15 protein-coding genes are annotated in these 16,329 nt (G+C 57.5%); 8 read left to right on the forward strand and 7 right to left on the reverse strand.

The features are described from left to right. Positions 1–16 precede the first annotated feature (16 nt). Positions 17–322 carry a hypothetical protein gene (locus tag H8S11_RS04465; RefSeq protein WP_186852329.1) on the forward strand — a complete coding sequence of 102 codons (306 nt, stop codon included), beginning with the start codon at positions 17–19 and terminating at the stop codon, positions 320–322. Positions 323–333: 11 nt separating this feature from the next. After that, positions 334–1,263: a DUF6119 family protein gene (locus H8S11_RS04470; protein WP_186852330.1), complete on the forward strand. Its 930-nt coding sequence runs from the start codon at positions 334–336 to the stop codon at positions 1,261–1,263. Positions 1,264–1,354: 91 nt separating this feature from the next. On the opposite strand, the gene H8S11_RS13885 is transcribed toward H8S11_RS04470, so the two are convergent. From H8S11_RS13885 to H8S11_RS04485, 3 genes are all read right to left on the reverse strand, one after another. After that, positions 1,355–1,528, reverse strand: coding sequence for a helix-turn-helix domain-containing protein (locus H8S11_RS13885; protein WP_186852331.1), 174 nt, complete (start codon positions 1,526–1,528; stop codon positions 1,355–1,357). Positions 1,529–1,560: 32 nt separating this feature from the next. Continuing rightward, a complete protein-coding gene (locus tag H8S11_RS04480) occupies positions 1,561–1,899 on the reverse strand; it encodes a helix-turn-helix domain-containing protein (protein ID WP_186852332.1) in 339 nt (112 codons plus the stop codon). A 152-nt stretch (positions 1,900–2,051) separates the two neighbouring features. Next, a complete protein-coding gene (locus tag H8S11_RS04485) occupies positions 2,052–2,285 on the reverse strand; it encodes a helix-turn-helix domain-containing protein (RefSeq protein ID WP_207721903.1) in 234 nt (77 codons plus the stop codon). A 177-nt stretch (positions 2,286–2,462) separates the two neighbouring features. On the opposite strand from H8S11_RS04485, the gene H8S11_RS04490 reads away from it, so the two are divergent. Beyond that, positions 2,463–3,284, forward strand: a complete 822-nt coding sequence (locus H8S11_RS04490) for a hypothetical protein (protein WP_186852333.1) — start codon at positions 2,463–2,465, stop codon at positions 3,282–3,284. A gap of 120 nt (positions 3,285–3,404) precedes the next feature. Here H8S11_RS04490 and H8S11_RS04495 read toward each other — a convergent pair whose 3' ends face one another. From H8S11_RS04495 to H8S11_RS04510, 4 genes are all read right to left on the reverse strand, one after another. Next, complete coding sequence (locus H8S11_RS04495) at positions 3,405–5,150, reverse strand: NADH-dependent [FeFe] hydrogenase, group A6 (RefSeq protein ID WP_186852334.1); 1,746 nt, start codon at positions 5,148–5,150, stop codon at positions 3,405–3,407. Beyond that, positions 5,144–6,979: an NAD(P)-binding protein gene (locus tag H8S11_RS04500; protein WP_186852335.1), complete on the reverse strand. Its 1,836-nt coding sequence runs from the start codon at positions 6,977–6,979 to the stop codon at positions 5,144–5,146. Before H8S11_RS04500 ends, H8S11_RS04495 begins: the two co-directional genes overlap by 7 nt. A gap of 308 nt (positions 6,980–7,287) precedes the next feature. Continuing rightward, positions 7,288–8,199 (reverse strand): phosphate acyltransferase, encoded by a 912-nt coding sequence (locus H8S11_RS04505; RefSeq protein WP_186852336.1) that lies wholly within the window; start codon positions 8,197–8,199, stop codon positions 7,288–7,290. A 166-nt stretch (positions 8,200–8,365) separates the two neighbouring features. Beyond that, on the reverse strand, positions 8,366–9,328 hold the full coding sequence (locus H8S11_RS04510) for a LysR family transcriptional regulator (RefSeq protein ID WP_147572762.1): 963 nt from the start codon (positions 9,326–9,328) through the stop codon (positions 8,366–8,368). A 161-nt stretch (positions 9,329–9,489) separates the two neighbouring features. Between H8S11_RS04510 and H8S11_RS04515 the strand changes: the two genes are divergently transcribed. The 5 genes from H8S11_RS04515 to H8S11_RS04535 all read left to right on the forward strand — a co-directional run bounded on the left by H8S11_RS04515 (position 9,490) and on the right by H8S11_RS04535 (position 16,329). After that, complete coding sequence (locus tag H8S11_RS04515; protein ID WP_147572764.1) at positions 9,490–10,668, forward strand: pyridoxal phosphate-dependent aminotransferase; 1,179 nt, start codon at positions 9,490–9,492, stop codon at positions 10,666–10,668. Between the two features lie 180 nt (positions 10,669–10,848). Continuing rightward, on the forward strand, positions 10,849–13,251 hold the full coding sequence (feoB, locus tag H8S11_RS04520; RefSeq protein ID WP_186852337.1) for a ferrous iron transport protein B: 2,403 nt from the start codon (positions 10,849–10,851) through the stop codon (positions 13,249–13,251). Between the two features lie 54 nt (positions 13,252–13,305). Further along, positions 13,306–14,124 carry a Cof-type HAD-IIB family hydrolase gene (locus tag H8S11_RS04525; protein ID WP_186852338.1) on the forward strand — a complete coding sequence of 273 codons (819 nt, stop codon included), beginning with the start codon at positions 13,306–13,308 and terminating at the stop codon, positions 14,122–14,124. Between the two features lie 156 nt (positions 14,125–14,280). Further along, positions 14,281–14,451 carry a hypothetical protein gene (locus H8S11_RS04530; protein WP_186852339.1) on the forward strand — a complete coding sequence of 57 codons (171 nt, stop codon included), beginning with the start codon at positions 14,281–14,283 and terminating at the stop codon, positions 14,449–14,451. Between the two features lie 246 nt (positions 14,452–14,697). Then, complete coding sequence (locus H8S11_RS04535) at positions 14,698–16,329, forward strand: efflux RND transporter periplasmic adaptor subunit (RefSeq protein WP_186852340.1); 1,632 nt, start codon at positions 14,698–14,700, stop codon at positions 16,327–16,329.

Consider the following 16,329-nt stretch of genomic DNA (forward strand, 5'->3'; position numbering starts at 1 on the left):
TTAAGGAGGGGAGAATGTGGGGACCATCAATCTATACAGAATAGATGAGGAAAAGCAGGGACTTTTTCTTCAAGAATTGGCGCAAAAAATGGAACTTAGGGACACTATCTTTTTGGAATCAGAAAATGAAACTGGGATGGTAGAAAATTTTGGCCTGACCTTATATTTGTCTCGTCCAGGAGAAAATAAAGAGATTGCCTGGAATTGGGTACTGGAAGAATTTCATGAGCAATCAATAGAAATATCAACTGCACCAAAGGGGATTATTATCGTAGAAAAAGACGATGGAATAACATATGCAGTAACATTTGGCCATTCATAGAAGGGAATCTATTGACGGCAATTGCTGAAAATCCAACGCAAGTTAACATATCTGAGTTGGATATTATCGGTGTAACAGAAATTTTCAACCACAATGACGGAGAATTTCAGTTGAGTTACAGAGGACAGCAAAAAAATATTTCATCTCTCTCAAATGCGGAAATTGAAAAATTTTGCGATGAAAACGGTTGGGATTATAGTCGAACTCTGCTGAATATTTCTGTGATAAGCTTATATAATGGACATTCAGTTGTAACGAAGAAGGTAAGGGATCTAATCGATTACACAGATGACGGACAAAAATGTCTATTATCAAAAGGAACTTGGTATCAATATAATGATGATTATTTGTCTTATCTGAGAGACTCAATTGCTGAAATAGAAGTAAAATATAATCCTGCATTTGATTTTTCGAGGGAGCAACACGATAATTTCATAAACCAGAAATATGAAGAAGAGAAAAATGAGCCTCGTTATCAGGGACAGGATGAGACAGCCATAAAAATAGCGCTGAAACAAAAGTATTATGCAGAGAGAGCGTATAACTTGCTACGAGAGCAAGAAAATGGATTTCAGAACTATGACCGTGTTGATGTGAAAATAGGCGACTGTAATATTGAGGTCATGGACTTATACAAAGATGGAATGATGTGTGCGGTGAAAATAGGTAGCGCATCTTCTAAATTGTGTTACGCTGTAGACCAATCTTTGACTGCTCTTAAGCTGTATAAAAAAGGAAACTTGCCTAATGTCCCTAAAATCAATACGGTAGTTTTGTGGTTCGTTTTAGAAACACAGACACATATCGAAGATGTGGATGGGCGGCCGCAGTTGAATCAGCTGGATATGCTCATGCTCAAAAACAGATTGAATCAGTGGAAGAAAGAAGTAAGATTGCAAGGATTTACCCCTATGATTTATATCAATTATAGATTGAACTAAAAAATCTGTGGCAACACTATGGCAACACAAAATCAGATAGCCTATCCTATTCCGATAATGAAGATAATAGTGATATGAGAAGCAATTTCCACTAACTAAAAACGCTTAGTTTCTCGCAAACAGGAGCGAGTGTAAATGTGGATACGTGCATATTCCTTTGTAACCTCTGCACTGTGGGATGGCTCATACCATGCTTTTCCCGCAAAGTATATGTTGTCACCCGTTTATCTGACATAGTTTTCCATAGAGGACTGTATTGAATCATAGCAAAAAGGCCCCTTTTATTGTATTACCTCTTTACTCTTGTGTGTTCGCACATTGAATGGCGGCTTCAATAATCTCAATAACATATTTCCGTTTTGCCTGTGGTATAGCATCTAACTTGGATAAAAGATATCCATAGCCCTCCGACATATCGCCAAACAGCAGATAGTCACATGATATTTTAAGCGCAATAGAAAACGCTCTTATAGATTCGGATGATAATCCGGAACGGCCACGCTCTACTTCCTGAATAAAATTGGCACTGTAACCAGATAGACTCGCCAGTTGTTCTCGTGTCAGTTTTTGTGCAAGTCTTTGTCGTTTGATTCTGGCACCAACTTCAAGATTTATATTTTTCAATGCTCTCGGCACAGTGTTACACCGCCTTTTAATAAGAGTGTAGCCCCTAATTGCCTTAACAAAAATATATACAAGTTTGTAATTTAATTACTAGCAATACACCGATTTTTATGGTATGATATATACAAATAAAAAAGACAGGTACAACAATCAGTAACCTGTCTTTACTCATCAGCCGAATCTTCATCGGTTGAATCTTCAAACGAATAGTCATTTAGCGCTTGAAAATCTAAAAATTCAGCTACTGTCATACCGAACGCCAATGCGATTTGATGAAGTGTTCGGATACGGGGATTAAACGTCCTTTTATTTACAAAATTGTCAAGTGTTGACTGACTAACCCCGCTCATCTCTGATAGACCGTTAATAGATATGCCTTTTGATCGACAAAGTGTCAAAATCCTATCTACAAGAATTTGCGCATACTCATAGTCTATTTTTGCTATCTGAAGCCCCTCCTCACCCTGAGTAGTGTCTTCATGATAGCAATAATAATACTTTGAACTACCCGTATTCGAGTAATCAAAGAAAAAACTCCCTAATCAAATTACATTTCAGTTAAAGGATAAAATACCATGTCAGAAAGTTCAATTAAACTTGAGGAACTCCCGTTCAGCTTTCAGGGGGTGGAGGAGAAATATGGCTCTCTCATCGACGCTGAGGAACTGTGCCCTGGGGTATACTACGCCTCCGCCAGATTGTTGGAGCGTTATACCTTTCTCGTGGCCCAGTACATGGTCGTGACGGCCAGCTCCCCAGCTATCTCGCCGGAGGCCAGGGCCTACGGCGCCCCCCTGCCCGACGGCGCCCTGATCTTCGAGGCCAACGACTATTACGACAAGGGCCAGCACGTCGTCCGGTATGAGGCCCACAAATATCTCGCTGACCACGGCCTTCCTCTACCGGAAGCGGAATCTCTGCTGGGGGACCGGGTCTTTGGGATGGAGGTCTGCCCTGAATATTTCGGCCAGCTCCCGGTCCCCACGGACACACCCTGGGGACCGCCTCTCCGCCACGACCGCTTGGGGAACGGGCTCTACTGGCTGGAGACTGAGTACGCCGGCTGGGTGCTGGCCCTGGCCTACCCCATCCGTGAAGATCTGATGTTCCACACCAGGGTCTTTGCCGCCCTCATGCCAACCGACCGGGAACGGGGGCTGGACAATACCTTCGGCTACTGCTTCTATCCCTTTGAGGTGAGCTGCATCCCCCTCTTTGAGCTGCTGGAGTACGGGGAGCGGGACTGGGCGGACAAAATCGACATCGCCGCCCTGAAAAACGCCATCCTGAAATTCTACCCCGACTATCTCAAGCCCGACCTGTATGAGCGCCAGAATCCGCCGAGCATAGCGGCCACTCCCGGCGCCGGGACGGACTTTTACCGCTTCCCGGCCTGAACCCAGCACGAAAAAGGCGGCCTCCCATGGGAGGCCGCCTTGAACCCAATTTCCTCTATATCCCAACTGCCCGGGGCGCCCCAACGGGGCGCTCCGGGCAGTTTTCCGCTCTATTTCTCTCTATTGGCGCTGGCCGGGCATCTCCCAGGCCTTGTGGTCGGTGTGAAGCAGCTCCTCCGCCTTCTGACTCAACGGGGCGCCCAGAAAGTCCCGGTACAGGGCTTGGACCTGGGGGTTCTCGTGGGAAAAGCGGATGGGCTCCGCCCGGTCCAGGTCGTACAACCGCTGGCCCCGGACGCCATACAGCTCCTCGTCCTCTACGGAGATGGGCTGACCGCCGCCGCCCACACAGCCGCCGGGGCAGGCCATGACCTCCACAAAGTCGTAATGGACCTTGCCCGCCTTCAGCCGCTCGATGAGCTTCCGGGCGTTGCCCAGGCCGCTGACCACGGCGCAGCGCACAGGGATGCCGGCCAGCTCAAAGGCGGCCTCCCGCAGTCCGGGCCCGGTACGGACCGCCGCGAAGGCGTCCGGGTCCGGGTTTTTCCCTGTGAGCACATAGGCCGCTGTCCGCAGGGCCGCCTCCATCACGCCGCCGGTGGCCCCGAAGATAACTCCGGCCCCGGTGTGGACGCCCAAGGGGCTGTCCGGCTCCTCTTCCGGCAGGAGAGCGGGGTCCAGCTTGTCGGCCCGGAGTATACGGACCAGCTCCCGGGTCGTGAGAACCAGGTCCACATCCGGGCGGCCGTCCACCGCCATGGTAGGCAGCTCACTCTCCGCCTTTTTGGCCACACAGGGCATGATGGACACGCAGAAGATTTTTTCCGGCGCTACCCCCAGCGTTTGAGCAAACCAGCTCTTAGCCACGCTGCCAAACATCTGCTGGGGCGACTTGGCGGAGGAAAGCTGATGGGTCAGCTCTGGGTATTGGCTCTTCAGGAACCGGACCCAGCCGGGGCAGCAGCTTGTGAACATGGGCCAGCGGGTCAGCCCCCCGGCCTGGAGGCGGTGGAGGAACTCGCTGCCCTCCTCCATAATGGTCAGGTCGGCGGCAAAGTTGGTGTCAAACACATATTGGAAGCCCAGCCGCCGCAGGGCGGCGGCCATGCGGCCCATGGTGGCCTCCTCCCGCTTCAGCCCAAATGCCTCGCCCCAGGCGGCACGGACGGCGGGAGCCACCTGGACCACGGTAATCTTGTCCGGGTCGGCCAGGGCGGCAAAGGCCCGCTGGGTGTCGTCCCGCTCCCGCAGGCCGCCCACGGGACAGTGGGTGATGCACTGGCCGCACAGGGCACAGTCCGAGTCCTTAATGACCCGGTTGTCCGACACGTCGATGGTGGTGCGGCCGCCGGTGCCCGCCAGGTCCCAGATGGACAGGGACTGGACCTTGTCACAAATCTGGATGCAGCGCATGCATTTGATGCACTTATTATAATCATGGTACAGGGGGAAGGTGGTGGTCCAGGCCCCCCGCAGTCCCCGTGGCAGCTGGCTCTCATAGGGCAGGGACAGGATGCCCAGGTCATTGGCAATCGCTTGAAGCTGGCAGTTCCCGCTGCGGACGCAGGTGGCGCACTTGCAGTCGTGCTGGGACAGAATCAGCTCCACATTGGTCCGCCGGGTGGTCCTGGCACGGGGGGAATTGGTGTGGACCACCATTCCCTCCTTCACCGGGTTGTTGCAGGCGGTGACCATGGCCCGCTCCCCCTCCACCTCCACGCAGCAGACCCGGCAGGCAGCGATCTCATTGATCCCCTTCAGGTAGCACAGGTGGGGAATACGGATGTGGGCCGTTTTGGCGGCCTCCAGGATGGTGGTGCCCTCCGGCACCTGGACAGTCAGTCCGTCAATGGTCATCGTCACCATTCCGTGTTCCTCCCTCCCTTGAAGATACCGTAGCCGAAGTGGTCACAGCGCAGACAGCGGCTGGCCTCCTGCTGGGCCTCCTCCAGTGTCATGCCCTCCTTGAGCAGAGAGAAGTCCCCTCTGTAACAGGAGAGATGGCGGTTTTTCAGATTCACCCGGCCGCAGGGCGGGGTGTTGGTCATATGGGCCGGCGGGATCTCCACATCGCAGCGGATCTTGTGGTCAAAGCCCAGATAGTTGTCAATGTTGGCGGCGGCCACCTTTCCGGCGGCCACGGCCCGAATCACGGTGGCTGGGCCGGACACGGCGTCGCCGCCGGCAAAGACGTTGTCCACGCCTGGGACCGAGCTGGTCAGGTCGGTCTGGATGGCCCCCCGGCGTGTGGCAATGCCCACCGCCTCGAAGGGCTGGGCCTCGATGGCCTGGCCGATGGCCACGACGACGTAGTCGCAGGGGATGCGGAATTCCTTTGTCTGGGCGCCGGCCGGAGTGGGCCGGCCATCCCGGCCATAGCGGCTGATGATCTGGGGCTGTGTCCACAGGGCGGCCACCTTTCCCTCCTCGTCCGCCTCAATGCGGGCGGGGGCCTGGAGGGGCAGAATTTGGCAGCCCTCGGCCATGGCCTCCTCGATCTCTTCAGACAGGGCGGTCATGTCCTCCACCCGGCGGCGGTAGACACAGGTGACGCTGTCCGCCCCCAGGCGCAGGGCGGTGCGGGTGGCGTCCATGGACACGTTGCCGCCGCCGATGACGCACACCTTCTTTCCCGTGAAGTCCGGGACCTGGCCCTCGCCAATGCCCCGGAGCAGCTCCACAGCGCTGATGACGTTTTGGGAGTCCTCCCCCTCCAGCCCCAGCTTTTTGTCGTTGTGGGCGCCGATGGCGATGTACACCGCGTCAAAACTCTTCTGGATGTCCTCCATGGTCAGATCTCTGCCAATGGACACCCCAGTATGGACTCGGACTCCGGCGGACAGGATGTGGTCGATATCCCGGTCCAGGATCTCCTGAGGCAGACGGTAGTCCGGGATGCCGTACCGCAGCATACCGCCCAGTTTAGGGCGCTGCTCATACACCGTCACCTGGTGCCCCATAAGGGACAGATAATAGGCGGCGGTCATGCCGCCTGGGCCGCCGCCTATGACGGCAACTGTCTTTCCAGTGTCCGCCGCCCGCTCCGGCGGGGCGGCAGGGGCGGCGTGATCCACCGCAAACCGCTTCAGCCCGCAGATGTTGACCGCGTCATCCACCATTCGGCGGCGGCACTGGGCCTCGCAGGGATGCTCGCACACATAGGCGCAGGCGGAGGGAAAGGGATTGTCCTTCCGAATCAGGCGGACCGCGTCGTCGTACCGCTCCTCCCGGACCAGGGCCACATAGCCGGGGACATCCACATGGGCCGGACAGACGGACACGCAGGGCACCGGGTGGCTCAGGCCGCAGATACAGCGGCCGTGGACCACATGCTCCTCATAGTCCTCCCGAAAGCCCCGCACTCCCCTGAGCACCATGTGGGCAGCCTCATAGCCGATGGCGCAGTCGGCGGAATCGGCTATGACCTGGGCAGTGCTCTCAATCAGGTCGATGGTCTCCAGCGTAGCGGTGCGGTCCAGCACCTGCTCGATCAGGATGGCCAGCTGGTTCAGCCCCACCCGGCAGGGAACACACTTGCCGCAGGTCTGGGCGTGGCACAGCCGCAAAAAATTCAGGGACATGTCCACAGGACACAGGCCAGAGGAGCTGGCACTGATCCTGCGCTCCATGTCCCGACTGAGCCACGAAAGGACGGTCTGGGCCCGCCCCGGCGTTTCGATGGACAATCGGCTCAAAGGGATCTCCTCCTTCACATCTTCTCGCTGTTCTGCAAAGCATTCCTTCCTTGTCTTTCATAGTTCGGCAAAAAGTTTCTGCTTTCCAGCGTTTTTCCTGCCTCGATTGCAAAAATCTTGACAGCTTCACTTTTCCTATATTCAAAAAAGTATCACAAGGCCCAGCCGTTGTCAATGGCAACCGGGCATTCTCTTATTTCATATGATATCATTTTTATCCGGGGGATATTTTTGTTCCAGCCTACCAAAATGAAAACCGGCCGGCGGCCGCTGGAGCGCGGACGCCGGCCGGGAACTCTCGGTCCAGTTCAGGCCTTCTGAGACAGGGCAGTACAGAAGGCCAGGGAGTGGAAGGCCACCTCTTTGTCATCACTTCTGGAGGTGAGGGCCACAGGGATTTTGGCCCCGATGACCACGCCGCAGGTCTGGGCGTGGGCGTGCATCTGCCAGCACTTGACAATCAGGTTGCCCGCCAGCAGACTGGGAACGACGATCCCGTCGAACTCCCCACACAAGGGACAGTCGTAGCCCTTCAACCGGGCGGCCTCCTTGGACAGAATCAGGTCATAGGCGATAGGGCCCACCAATTGGCAGTCCGCGATGGGGTGCCGGCAGTGCTCTCGGACCAGCTCCTGGGCCTCGATGGTGTCCTTCATATGGAAGGCGACCTTCTCCACCATGGATAGCAGGGCAATATTGGGCCTCTCATAACCCACAGTCTTCAGCATATCCACCATGTCAGCGATGATGGTCTTTTTCTGTTGAAGATTGGGCTCAATGGTGACGGTGACATCTCCGATGGCTATGACCTTGGGATACTCGGGCATACAGACCAAGTCAATGTGGGCCAGCAGCTTGTCGGTGCGCAGCCCATTCTCCGGCACCAGGAGGGGCAGCAGGAACTCCCGGGTCTGGGTGTTGCCCCGCATGAGCATATCCCCCTCGCCCCGGTTGACCACATCCACCGCCGTCTGGGCCACATTCTCCCCAGGCTGGGTGGGTACCAGGCGGTAGGGCCTGTCTTTCATCCCCAGCCGCTCCAGCATGGGGACCACCTTCTCCTCCTCGCCCACTAGGACGGGAAATACAAAGCCGGCCTCCTGAGCCATAAAGGCCCCCAGCAAGATATTCTCCGCGTCCGCACCGGCGATAACGACAGTCTTAGGCTTCTGAACGCTCTTAGCCTGCTCCACGATCTGATCAAAATTTTTCAGCGCCATGGTACACAACATCTCCTTTTTCACATCGATCCTTCGTCACAGTTCAAAAGCGGGAAACAGGGACTCTGTCTGGTCTTTTCCCCCATCTTAGCATCTTTCTTCCGCTAAAACAAGGCTTTCCAGGGATAATTGTGGGAAAAAGTTGTGATTACAAGTCCGGCGGCACTCACCGGCGGGACCAGTTCTTCCCTGGGCTTTCGCCGCGCATAAATTCGATGAGCTGCCGATGAATTGGGCTGGTCTTGTTCCTAGAGTAGGATAAATAGATGTTTCGGAATGCCTGGGGGTCGTCCAGCAGATAGAACACCACGCCACTGGTGGGAGTGACAAACTCTGGGATAGTGGTTCGCAGAAATGTGATTCCCTTTCCCTCGCACACCAGGTAATAGGCGGTCATCATCTGGCTGAGGTACAGGGATACGTTGGGGGTGAATCCGGCATTCCGGCACAGGGTCAGGCTCCGGTCGTGGACGTCGTTGTCCGGCTTGAGTAAAAGGAAAGGCTCGTCCTTGAAATGGTGCAGTGGGACTGGCGGACGCCTGTGCTCCAGCTCGTCCCGTCGGAGCAGCCCCTCAAAGGTGTATCGGTAGGGCTCCAGCCGCTGGTTGATCTCATAGTGGGCCGGAACCGCCAGGATAATCTGCTCTGACGCCCAGGGAAAGGTCTGTATGTCGCTACCAGAGGGGCACTCCGCTTCCAGCAAAAAGTCCAGCTGGCCCGCCCTCAGCTTCTCAGTCAGGCCAGAGGTAGTCCCCTCGGTGAAGGTTAGGGTGACCTGGGGGTACAGAGCGCAGAAGTCGGTAAGCAGCTTAGGCAGCACATAGGTACAGAAAAACATAGAACTGCCAATGTGCAGCTCCACATTGTTGACGCTGCGCATCTCGTTGAAATGCCGCTGCATCTCCTCCTCGATGGCCATAATGCGCTCGATCTGCTCAATATAGTACCGCCCCGCATCGGTAAGACTGATAGGGTTGGTGCTCCGGTCAAAGAGGGGGATCTGGAGCTGCTGCTCCACCTTTTTCACTGTGGCACTCAGCCAGGGCTGGGACACATATAGTTTTTTTGCCGCCTTGGAAAAGCTCTTCTCCTGATATATGGCGTAAATGTACTCTTTATAATCCGTCATAGCAGCCCTCTATAAGGAAAATCATATAGCGCCTTCAACGATTTGCTATTTTACATCGCGGCCGGCACCTGCTAGAATTATATCAGAATGTCCCCCCGTCCAGCAAGAGGATTCCTCTCCGCGGCGGGTACAATTTAACATTTTAAGGGAGAATCATCGCTATGGAACTGAAAACTTCAGCCAGAATGGACCAACTGGCCCCCTCCGGCATCCGCAAAGTCAATGAGAAGGCTCTGGCTATGGAGCGGGCCGGGGAGCATGTCATTCATTTTGAAATTGGCCGTCCCGATTTTGACACCCCTGAATATATCAAGAAGGCGGCTGAGGCGGCTCTGGACAAGGGGGACGTGTTTTACACCTCCAACTTCGGCACTCTGGAGCTGCGGCAGGAGATTGCCAACAAGCTGAAGCGGCAGAACAATGTGGACTATAAGGCCAGCGAGGTGCTGGTCACCGTAGGCCTGTCCGAGGCTGTCTTTGCTGTTCTGGCCGCTATTCTGGACGAGGGGGACGAGATCCTGGTCCCCGACCCTGCTTGGCTCAACTACCACAATGTGCCCCGTATGTTGGGCGCCGTCCCCGTCACCTACTCTCTGAAGGAGGAGAATGGCTACCAAATGGACCTGGCCGAGCTGCGCTCCAAGGTGACGGACAAGACCAAGGCCGTGGTCATCATCACCCCTAACAATCCCACTGGCGGCGTTCTGTCCCAGGATACCCTCCAGGGCCTAGCCGACCTGGCCATCGAGAAGGACCTGTTAGTCATCTCCGACGAGGTGTATGAGCGGCTCATCTACGATGGGGAGAAGCACATTAGCATCGCCTCCCTGCCGGGCATGAAGGAGCGGACCTTCACCATGAACGGCATGTCCAAGGCCTACTCCATGACCGGCTGGCGCCTGGGCTATGTGGCCGCCCCCGAGGCCTATATCGCGGTCCTCAACAAGTTCCACCAGCATAACACCACCTGCGCCCCCTCCTTCGTCCAGACGGCCTCTGTGGCAGCTCTCCGTGACGAGAAGAACGAGGTCAACGACATGGTTAAGGAGTATCAGCGCCGCCGGGATTATGCCGTCAAGGCCATCAACGACATTCCCGGTTTGAGCTGTCTGTGCCCCAAGGGCGCCTTCTACATCTTCATCAACTGCAAATCCCTGGGAAAGCCCTCCGCCGAGCTGGCCTCCTATCTGCTGGATGAGGCCAAGATCGCCCTGGTTCCCGGCGATGTCTTTGGTCCCGGCGGAGAGGGATATCTCCGCCTCTCCTTCGCCAACAGCTATGACAATATCGTGGAGGGCTGCAAGCGGCTGGCCCAGGCTGTGGCTAAACTGCGGCAGTAAGTCTTCCCGATGGAACAAACTGCACAAGAGAGCGCCCAAAAGGGCGCTCTCTTTTTCCGTTCAGAGGAGGGAAAGGGAGAGGCACGGCCTTGCAAAAAGCCCTCCTTTCCATTACAATGACGTTAGGAGAAGATTAACCGATTCGTGATAGCAGACCGTTTCAAAAGAGGGGAAACTTGGATGGAAACGACAGTGCAGCGGAAGACTCTCAATGACCTGGCTCCGGGCCAGAGCGGCACGATCCTGTCTGTGGGCAATCAGTCCGGGGCAGTGAAGCGCCGGCTAGTGGATATGGGGCTGACCCCCGGCACCCAGGTGAAGGTAAATAAAATCGCCCCTCTGGGCGACCCCCTGGAGGTGTCCCTCCGGGGCTATGAGCTGTCCCTGCGCCGGGCGGACGCCGAACAGATCGTCATAGGGCAGCCCCGCCTGCGGCGGGCCGGAGGGACCACCCTCCAGACCGGTCCAGATCCCGAAGCCGCCCGCCGGCAGCTGCGGGACCACGAGCATGAGCTGGAGGCCCACGGCGGCCGCTATGACGCCGCCGCCCACGACAGTCGGTCTATGCGTGTGGCTCTGGCTGGCAATCCCAACTGCGGCAAGACTACTCTGTTCAACGCCCTCACCGGCTCCAACCAGTATGTAGGAAACTGGCCCGGTGTCACCGTGGAAAAGAAGGAGGGCACCGCCCGTTTGGGCGATAAGTCCATGACGGTGGTGGACCTGCCTGGCATCTATTCCCTGTCCCCCTATTCCATGGAGGAGATCGTAGCCAGGGATTTTATTATCGGCGAGGCGCCGGACTGTATCATCGACATCGTAGACGCCACCAATCTGGAGCGCAATCTGTACCTCACAGTCCAGCTTCTGGAGCTGGAGCGGCCCATGGTGGTGGCGCTGAACTTTATGGACGAGGTTGCTAAACGGGGCGACCAGATCGACGTGGCCCGGCTGTCCAAGGAGCTGGGTATTCCCGTAGTCCCTATCACCGCCCGAACCGGAGAGGGGCTGGACACCTTGCTCCACACCGCCCACCGTCAGATGCACCTGGGCTTTACAATCGAACCTGACGATTTGTACGACAGCTTCACCCATGACATCCACCACCGGATGGGCGAGCTGATCCACGACTACGCCTACGCCGCCGGGCTGCCCGCCCACTGGGCCGCCATCAAGCTGCTGGAGGGAGACGACATCGTAGCCAAGGCCCTGAAGTTGCCCGCGCGGGTGTCCGGCCTGCTGGATGCGGTAGTGGCCGAGTACGAGGGATCCAGTGACCTGGGCGACCGGGAGACCCTGATTGCCGACAGCCGTTACCAGTACATCGAAAAGGTGGTAGCCGCCTCTGTGGTCAAGGGCGGCCGTCCCGGCGAGCTGACCTTCAGCGAGAAGGTGGATAAGGTGGTCACCCACCGCCTGTTCGCCATTCCCCTGTTTCTGTTGACTATGCTGCTTATGTTTGTCGTCACCTTTGGTCCCTTTGGCTCCTGGCTGTCCAACGGGGTGGGGGCCGCCGTGGACAGTCTATCCGGCTGGCTCTCCGGGGCGCTGTCCGGGGCGGGAGTGTCCCCGGTCCTGGTGTCCCTGGTGTGCGACGGCATCATTGCCGGGGTGGGGGGCGTGCTCACCTTTCTGCCCCAGATCGCCCTGCTCTTTTTCTTCCTGTCCTTCCTGGAGGACTCGGGCTATATGTCTCGGGCCGCTTTTATCATGGACCGCCTGCTCCGCCGGTTCGGACTGTCTGGAAAGGCGTTCATCCCCATGCTCATGGGCTTTGGCTGCTCGGTGCCCGCCATCATGGGGGCCCGGACCATGGAAAATGAGAAGGACCGGAGGATGACCATTCTACTGGTTCCCTTCATGTCCTGCTCGGCCAAGCTGCCCGTCTACGGGCTGCTATCCGCCGCCTTCTTCGGCCCCTACGCCGGACTGGTGGTCTTTGGGCTGTATCTCATCGGCATGGCGGCGGGCATCCTGTCCGGCCTGTTCTTTAAAAAGACCCTGTTCGCCGGGGAGCCCGCCCCCTTTGTACTGGAGCTGCCCCCCTATCGCCTCCCCTCCCTGTCCAATATGCTCACCCATGTGTGGCAGAAGGTGCGGGGCTTCCTCATCAAGGCAGGCACCCTCATCCTTCTCATGTCCATGGTGCTGTGGCTGCTCCAGTCCTTCGACTTCTCTCTGCGCATGGTGGAGGACGCCGGCCAGAGTATGCTGGGTACTCTGGGCTCCCTCATCGCCCCCATCTTTGCCCCCTGCGGCTTCGGCCACTGGCAGGCCGCTGTTGCCCTGCTCACCGGGCTTGTCGCTAAAGAGATGGTGGTGTCCTCCCTGTCCATGTTCTACGGCTTCTCCCTCACCGCCTCCAGCGGAGCGGTGGCAGCGGCCATGGCTGGCTTCACCCCCCTGTCCGCCTTCTCCATGCTGGTGTTCATTCTGCTGTATGTCCCCTGTGTGGCCGCCGTGTCCACCCTGTTTAAAGAGATGAACAGCCCCAAGTGGGCCTGGTTCTCCATCGCCTGGCAGATAGGCTGCGCCTATGTAGTATCTCTGGTGGTGTATCAGGTAGGCAATCTATTTTTCTAAATGACGGGAGCGGTCGAAGGCCTCTCTGGTCTCTCGATCTAGGAGGAATCTGTTATGGTAAAACTCATCTCGCTGGACCTGGACGGCACGCTGCTGGATCCACAGGGCCAGATCACCCCGGCCTCTAAGGCGGCTATCGCCCTGGCCCGGGCCGCTGAGATTCGGGTAGTGCTGAATACTGGCCGTCCCATCCCTGAGGCCTGCTTTTTCGCCAGGCAGGCCGGGTGTGATGATCTGGTATCTGCTTTGGGAGGGGCGGCGCTGGCGGACAGCTCCACTGGCCAGGTCCTCCAGCGCCAGGACCTGCCCCAAAACACGGGGCGGAGGGTGCTGGAGCTGTGTCTGGGCCGGCGGATCGAGCTGATGATCTTCGCCGGGGAGGAGATCGTCCTGGACCCCTTCTCCAAGGAGTCCCTGCTGCGGACCTATCCCTATCCAGTCTTTCATAACAACGCCGTGGTGGTGGAGGACCCCCTGGCCTATCTGGAGGAGCACCGCCTGCCCTTGACCAAGGTACACGGGGACTGGAATCAGCCGGCTTATCCCTTGGAGGAGCTGCGGGCCCTGGACGGGTTGGAGCTGACCTCCTCCAACGACCATGACTTCGAGGTGGTGCCCGCCGGGGTGGATAAGGGGGTTGCTCTGGCCCAGCTGGCCCAGCGGTACGGCGTGCCCCTGGACCAGTGCGCCGCCGTGGGGGACAGCGACAACGACCTGGCCATGCTCCAGGCGGCTGGCGTTCCTATCGCCATGGGCAACGCCTCCCAGTCCGTCAAGGACCTGGCCCTCCGGGTCGTTGCGGACAATGGACAGGACGGTGTGGCTGCGGCTATTCTGAACTGCCTGGACCCGAAACTTTCTCCATCCCTTTAATCGTCGCATCGTGCCGCCGGAGCTCCGGCGGCACTTTTATATTTTCCTCTTTTCTTTGAAGGGATTAAGGACGCGGCAGCTTTTTTAAGGAAAATACCCTTAAATCCCACCCTTTCCCTTACCATCTGGTATCATGTTCTACCAGGAGGTGATTTTATGTACAGAGGTCCCCATGTAGACGATCCGAAAAAGTCGGTGGCCGTCGTTCTCCCACTGGACCGCTACCAGGCGCTGGCCCGTCTGGCGGAGCAGAACTCATACAGCCTTCCCGCCTATATCCGCCAGGTGCTGCGGAACCATATCCACTCCCTGGAGGGGGAGCCATAAGGCCGAAATTCCCGCCCGGTTTCACCGGGCAGGAATTTTTATGCCCTCTCCCCCACTGGAATACAAATTTCCCCTTGACCTTCCACCTGCTGGACGGTATAAACTGTCACGGCAGCGGTGGGACAAATTTTAATGAAATTTTCATCTATTCTTTCAATGGATATAAACTTTGTCCCGTACAATGGAAGCACACAGGGACACCCCGGCGAAACCGGCCCTCGGGCCATGAAGATAAGGAGTTTTTTTATGGACGCGACACAGGTCAGCACACAGGAGGAGATACAGCTCCCACAGGAGCCGGGGAAGAAGGGACCTCTTTTTCCAGTCCCCCGGAAAAAGAAGAAGTGGATCAAGCGGGGGGCCATCCTCCTTGTAGTCCTTCTAGCGATATGGTGGTTTTTCCTCCGCCCGTCGGGCGGAGGGGGCGGCGTCAGCGCCGCCGGGCAGTACATTCCTGTTCCCGCCTCTCTCCAGGATCTGACGGTGGCGGTGGACGGCTCCGGGGCGGTGACGCCCATCGAGTCCTATCAGGTGGGCGCCCTGGTCAGCGGCGAGGTGCTTGCCGCCCCCTTCGAGGTGGGCGACTGGATTGAGAAGGGAGATCTGCTCTATCAACTGGATGCCGGGGACGCGGAAATCGGTCTTCAGCAGGCCCAGTTATCCCTGCGTCAGGCCCAGCTCAACTATGATGAGCTGCTCTCCGGCATGAGCCCAAGCGCCTCCGCCGCCGGGGTGGTCCAACAGGTCCACGTCCAAAAGGGGGACTTGGTCTCTCCCGGCACCCCTATTGCCGACGTGGCGGACAACTCCACCATGACCTTGACCCTCCCCTTCCAGTCGGCGGATGCCTCCAGCCTGTCCCCCGGTCAGGGGGCCCAGGTGACCATCGCCGGCACCATGGAGGTGCTGTCCGGCACAGTGGAGTCCATCTCCTCCGCCGAGCTGGTGGGAAATGGCGGTGCTCTGGTCCGGCAGGTGAAGATACGGGTGGATAACCCAGGCGCTCTAACCTCCGCCAATTCGGCCACCGCCACTGTGGGGGACATCGCCTGTGCCGGAAGCGGCTCCTTTGAGGAAAATACGCGCCAGACCGTGGTGGCCCAGACCTCCGGCGAGGTGACTGCCGTCCACGTCACCGCTGGCAGCAGGGTGTCCGCCGGTACCGCCCTGGTCACCCTGGGGGGCGATGGGGCCCAGAGCGCCCTGGAAAACAGCGCCATCTCCGTGGAAAATGCCCAGCTGGCCCTCCAAAGGGCCCAGGACGCCCTGGAGAGCTACACCATCACCGCCCCTATCTCCGGCACGATCATTGAGAAGAACTATAAGGTGGGTGACAAGGTAGACGGCATGGACGCCGGCTCCCTGGCCATTCTCTATGACATGAGCAGTCTGAAGCTGACCATGAACATCAGTGAGTTGGACCTGAACCAGGTCCAGGAGGGTCAGGAGGTAGACATCACCGCCGAGGCGCTGCCCGGACAGGTCTTTCAAGGCGTAGTGGACCGGGTGTCCATCAACGGCACCACCACCAACGGCTTTACCACCTATCCCGTCACCATTCTGCTGCGGGAGTTCGGCGACCTGAATCCAGGCATGAACGTGTCCGCCGATATCGTTGTCGAGCGGACCACGGGCGTCCTCTGTGTCCCGGTGTCCGCCGTCAACAGCGACGGCACTGTGCTGGTAGCCGGACCGGGCACACTTTCTGAGGATGGCCTCACCATAGCCGATCTTTCCAAGGCGGAGCGCCGCCCTGTGGAGCTGGGACGGAGCAACGAGGAGTACATCGAGATCACTTCCGGACTGTCTCAGGACGAGGTGGTGCTGGTTCCTGACCAGGCCACCGGCTCCATGGGCGCCGTTGCGATGGGAGGCTGA

Source organism: Flintibacter hominis, assembly GCF_014287965.1.
Classification (GTDB): Bacteria; Bacillota; Clostridia; order Oscillospirales; family Oscillospiraceae; genus Lawsonibacter; species Lawsonibacter aceti.

Excerpts from the sequence above, each read along its gene's own strand:
- H8S11_RS13885 (WP_186852331.1), bottom strand. The coding sequence starts at position 1,528 with ATGATTCAATACAGTCCTCTATGGAAAACTATGTCAGATAAACGGGTG.
- H8S11_RS04490 (WP_186852333.1), top strand. The coding sequence starts at position 2,463 with ATGTCAGAAAGTTCAATTAAACTTGAGGAACTCCCGTTCAGCTTTCAG.
- H8S11_RS04495 (WP_186852334.1), bottom strand. The coding sequence starts at position 5,150 with ATGGTGACGATGACCATTGACGGACTGACTGTCCAGGTGCCGGAGGGC.
- H8S11_RS04505 (WP_186852336.1), bottom strand. The coding sequence starts at position 8,199 with ATGGCGCTGAAAAATTTTGATCAGATCGTGGAGCAGGCTAAGAGCGTT.
- H8S11_RS04510 (WP_147572762.1), bottom strand. The coding sequence starts at position 9,328 with ATGACGGATTATAAAGAGTACATTTACGCCATATATCAGGAGAAGAGC.
- H8S11_RS04515 (WP_147572764.1), top strand. The coding sequence starts at position 9,490 with ATGGAACTGAAAACTTCAGCCAGAATGGACCAACTGGCCCCCTCCGGC.
- feoB (WP_186852337.1), top strand. The coding sequence starts at position 10,849 with ATGGAAACGACAGTGCAGCGGAAGACTCTCAATGACCTGGCTCCGGGC.
- H8S11_RS04525 (WP_186852338.1), top strand. The coding sequence starts at position 13,306 with ATGGTAAAACTCATCTCGCTGGACCTGGACGGCACGCTGCTGGATCCA.
- H8S11_RS04530 (WP_186852339.1), top strand. The coding sequence starts at position 14,281 with ATGTACAGAGGTCCCCATGTAGACGATCCGAAAAAGTCGGTGGCCGTC.
- H8S11_RS04535 (WP_186852340.1), top strand. The coding sequence starts at position 14,698 with ATGGACGCGACACAGGTCAGCACACAGGAGGAGATACAGCTCCCACAG.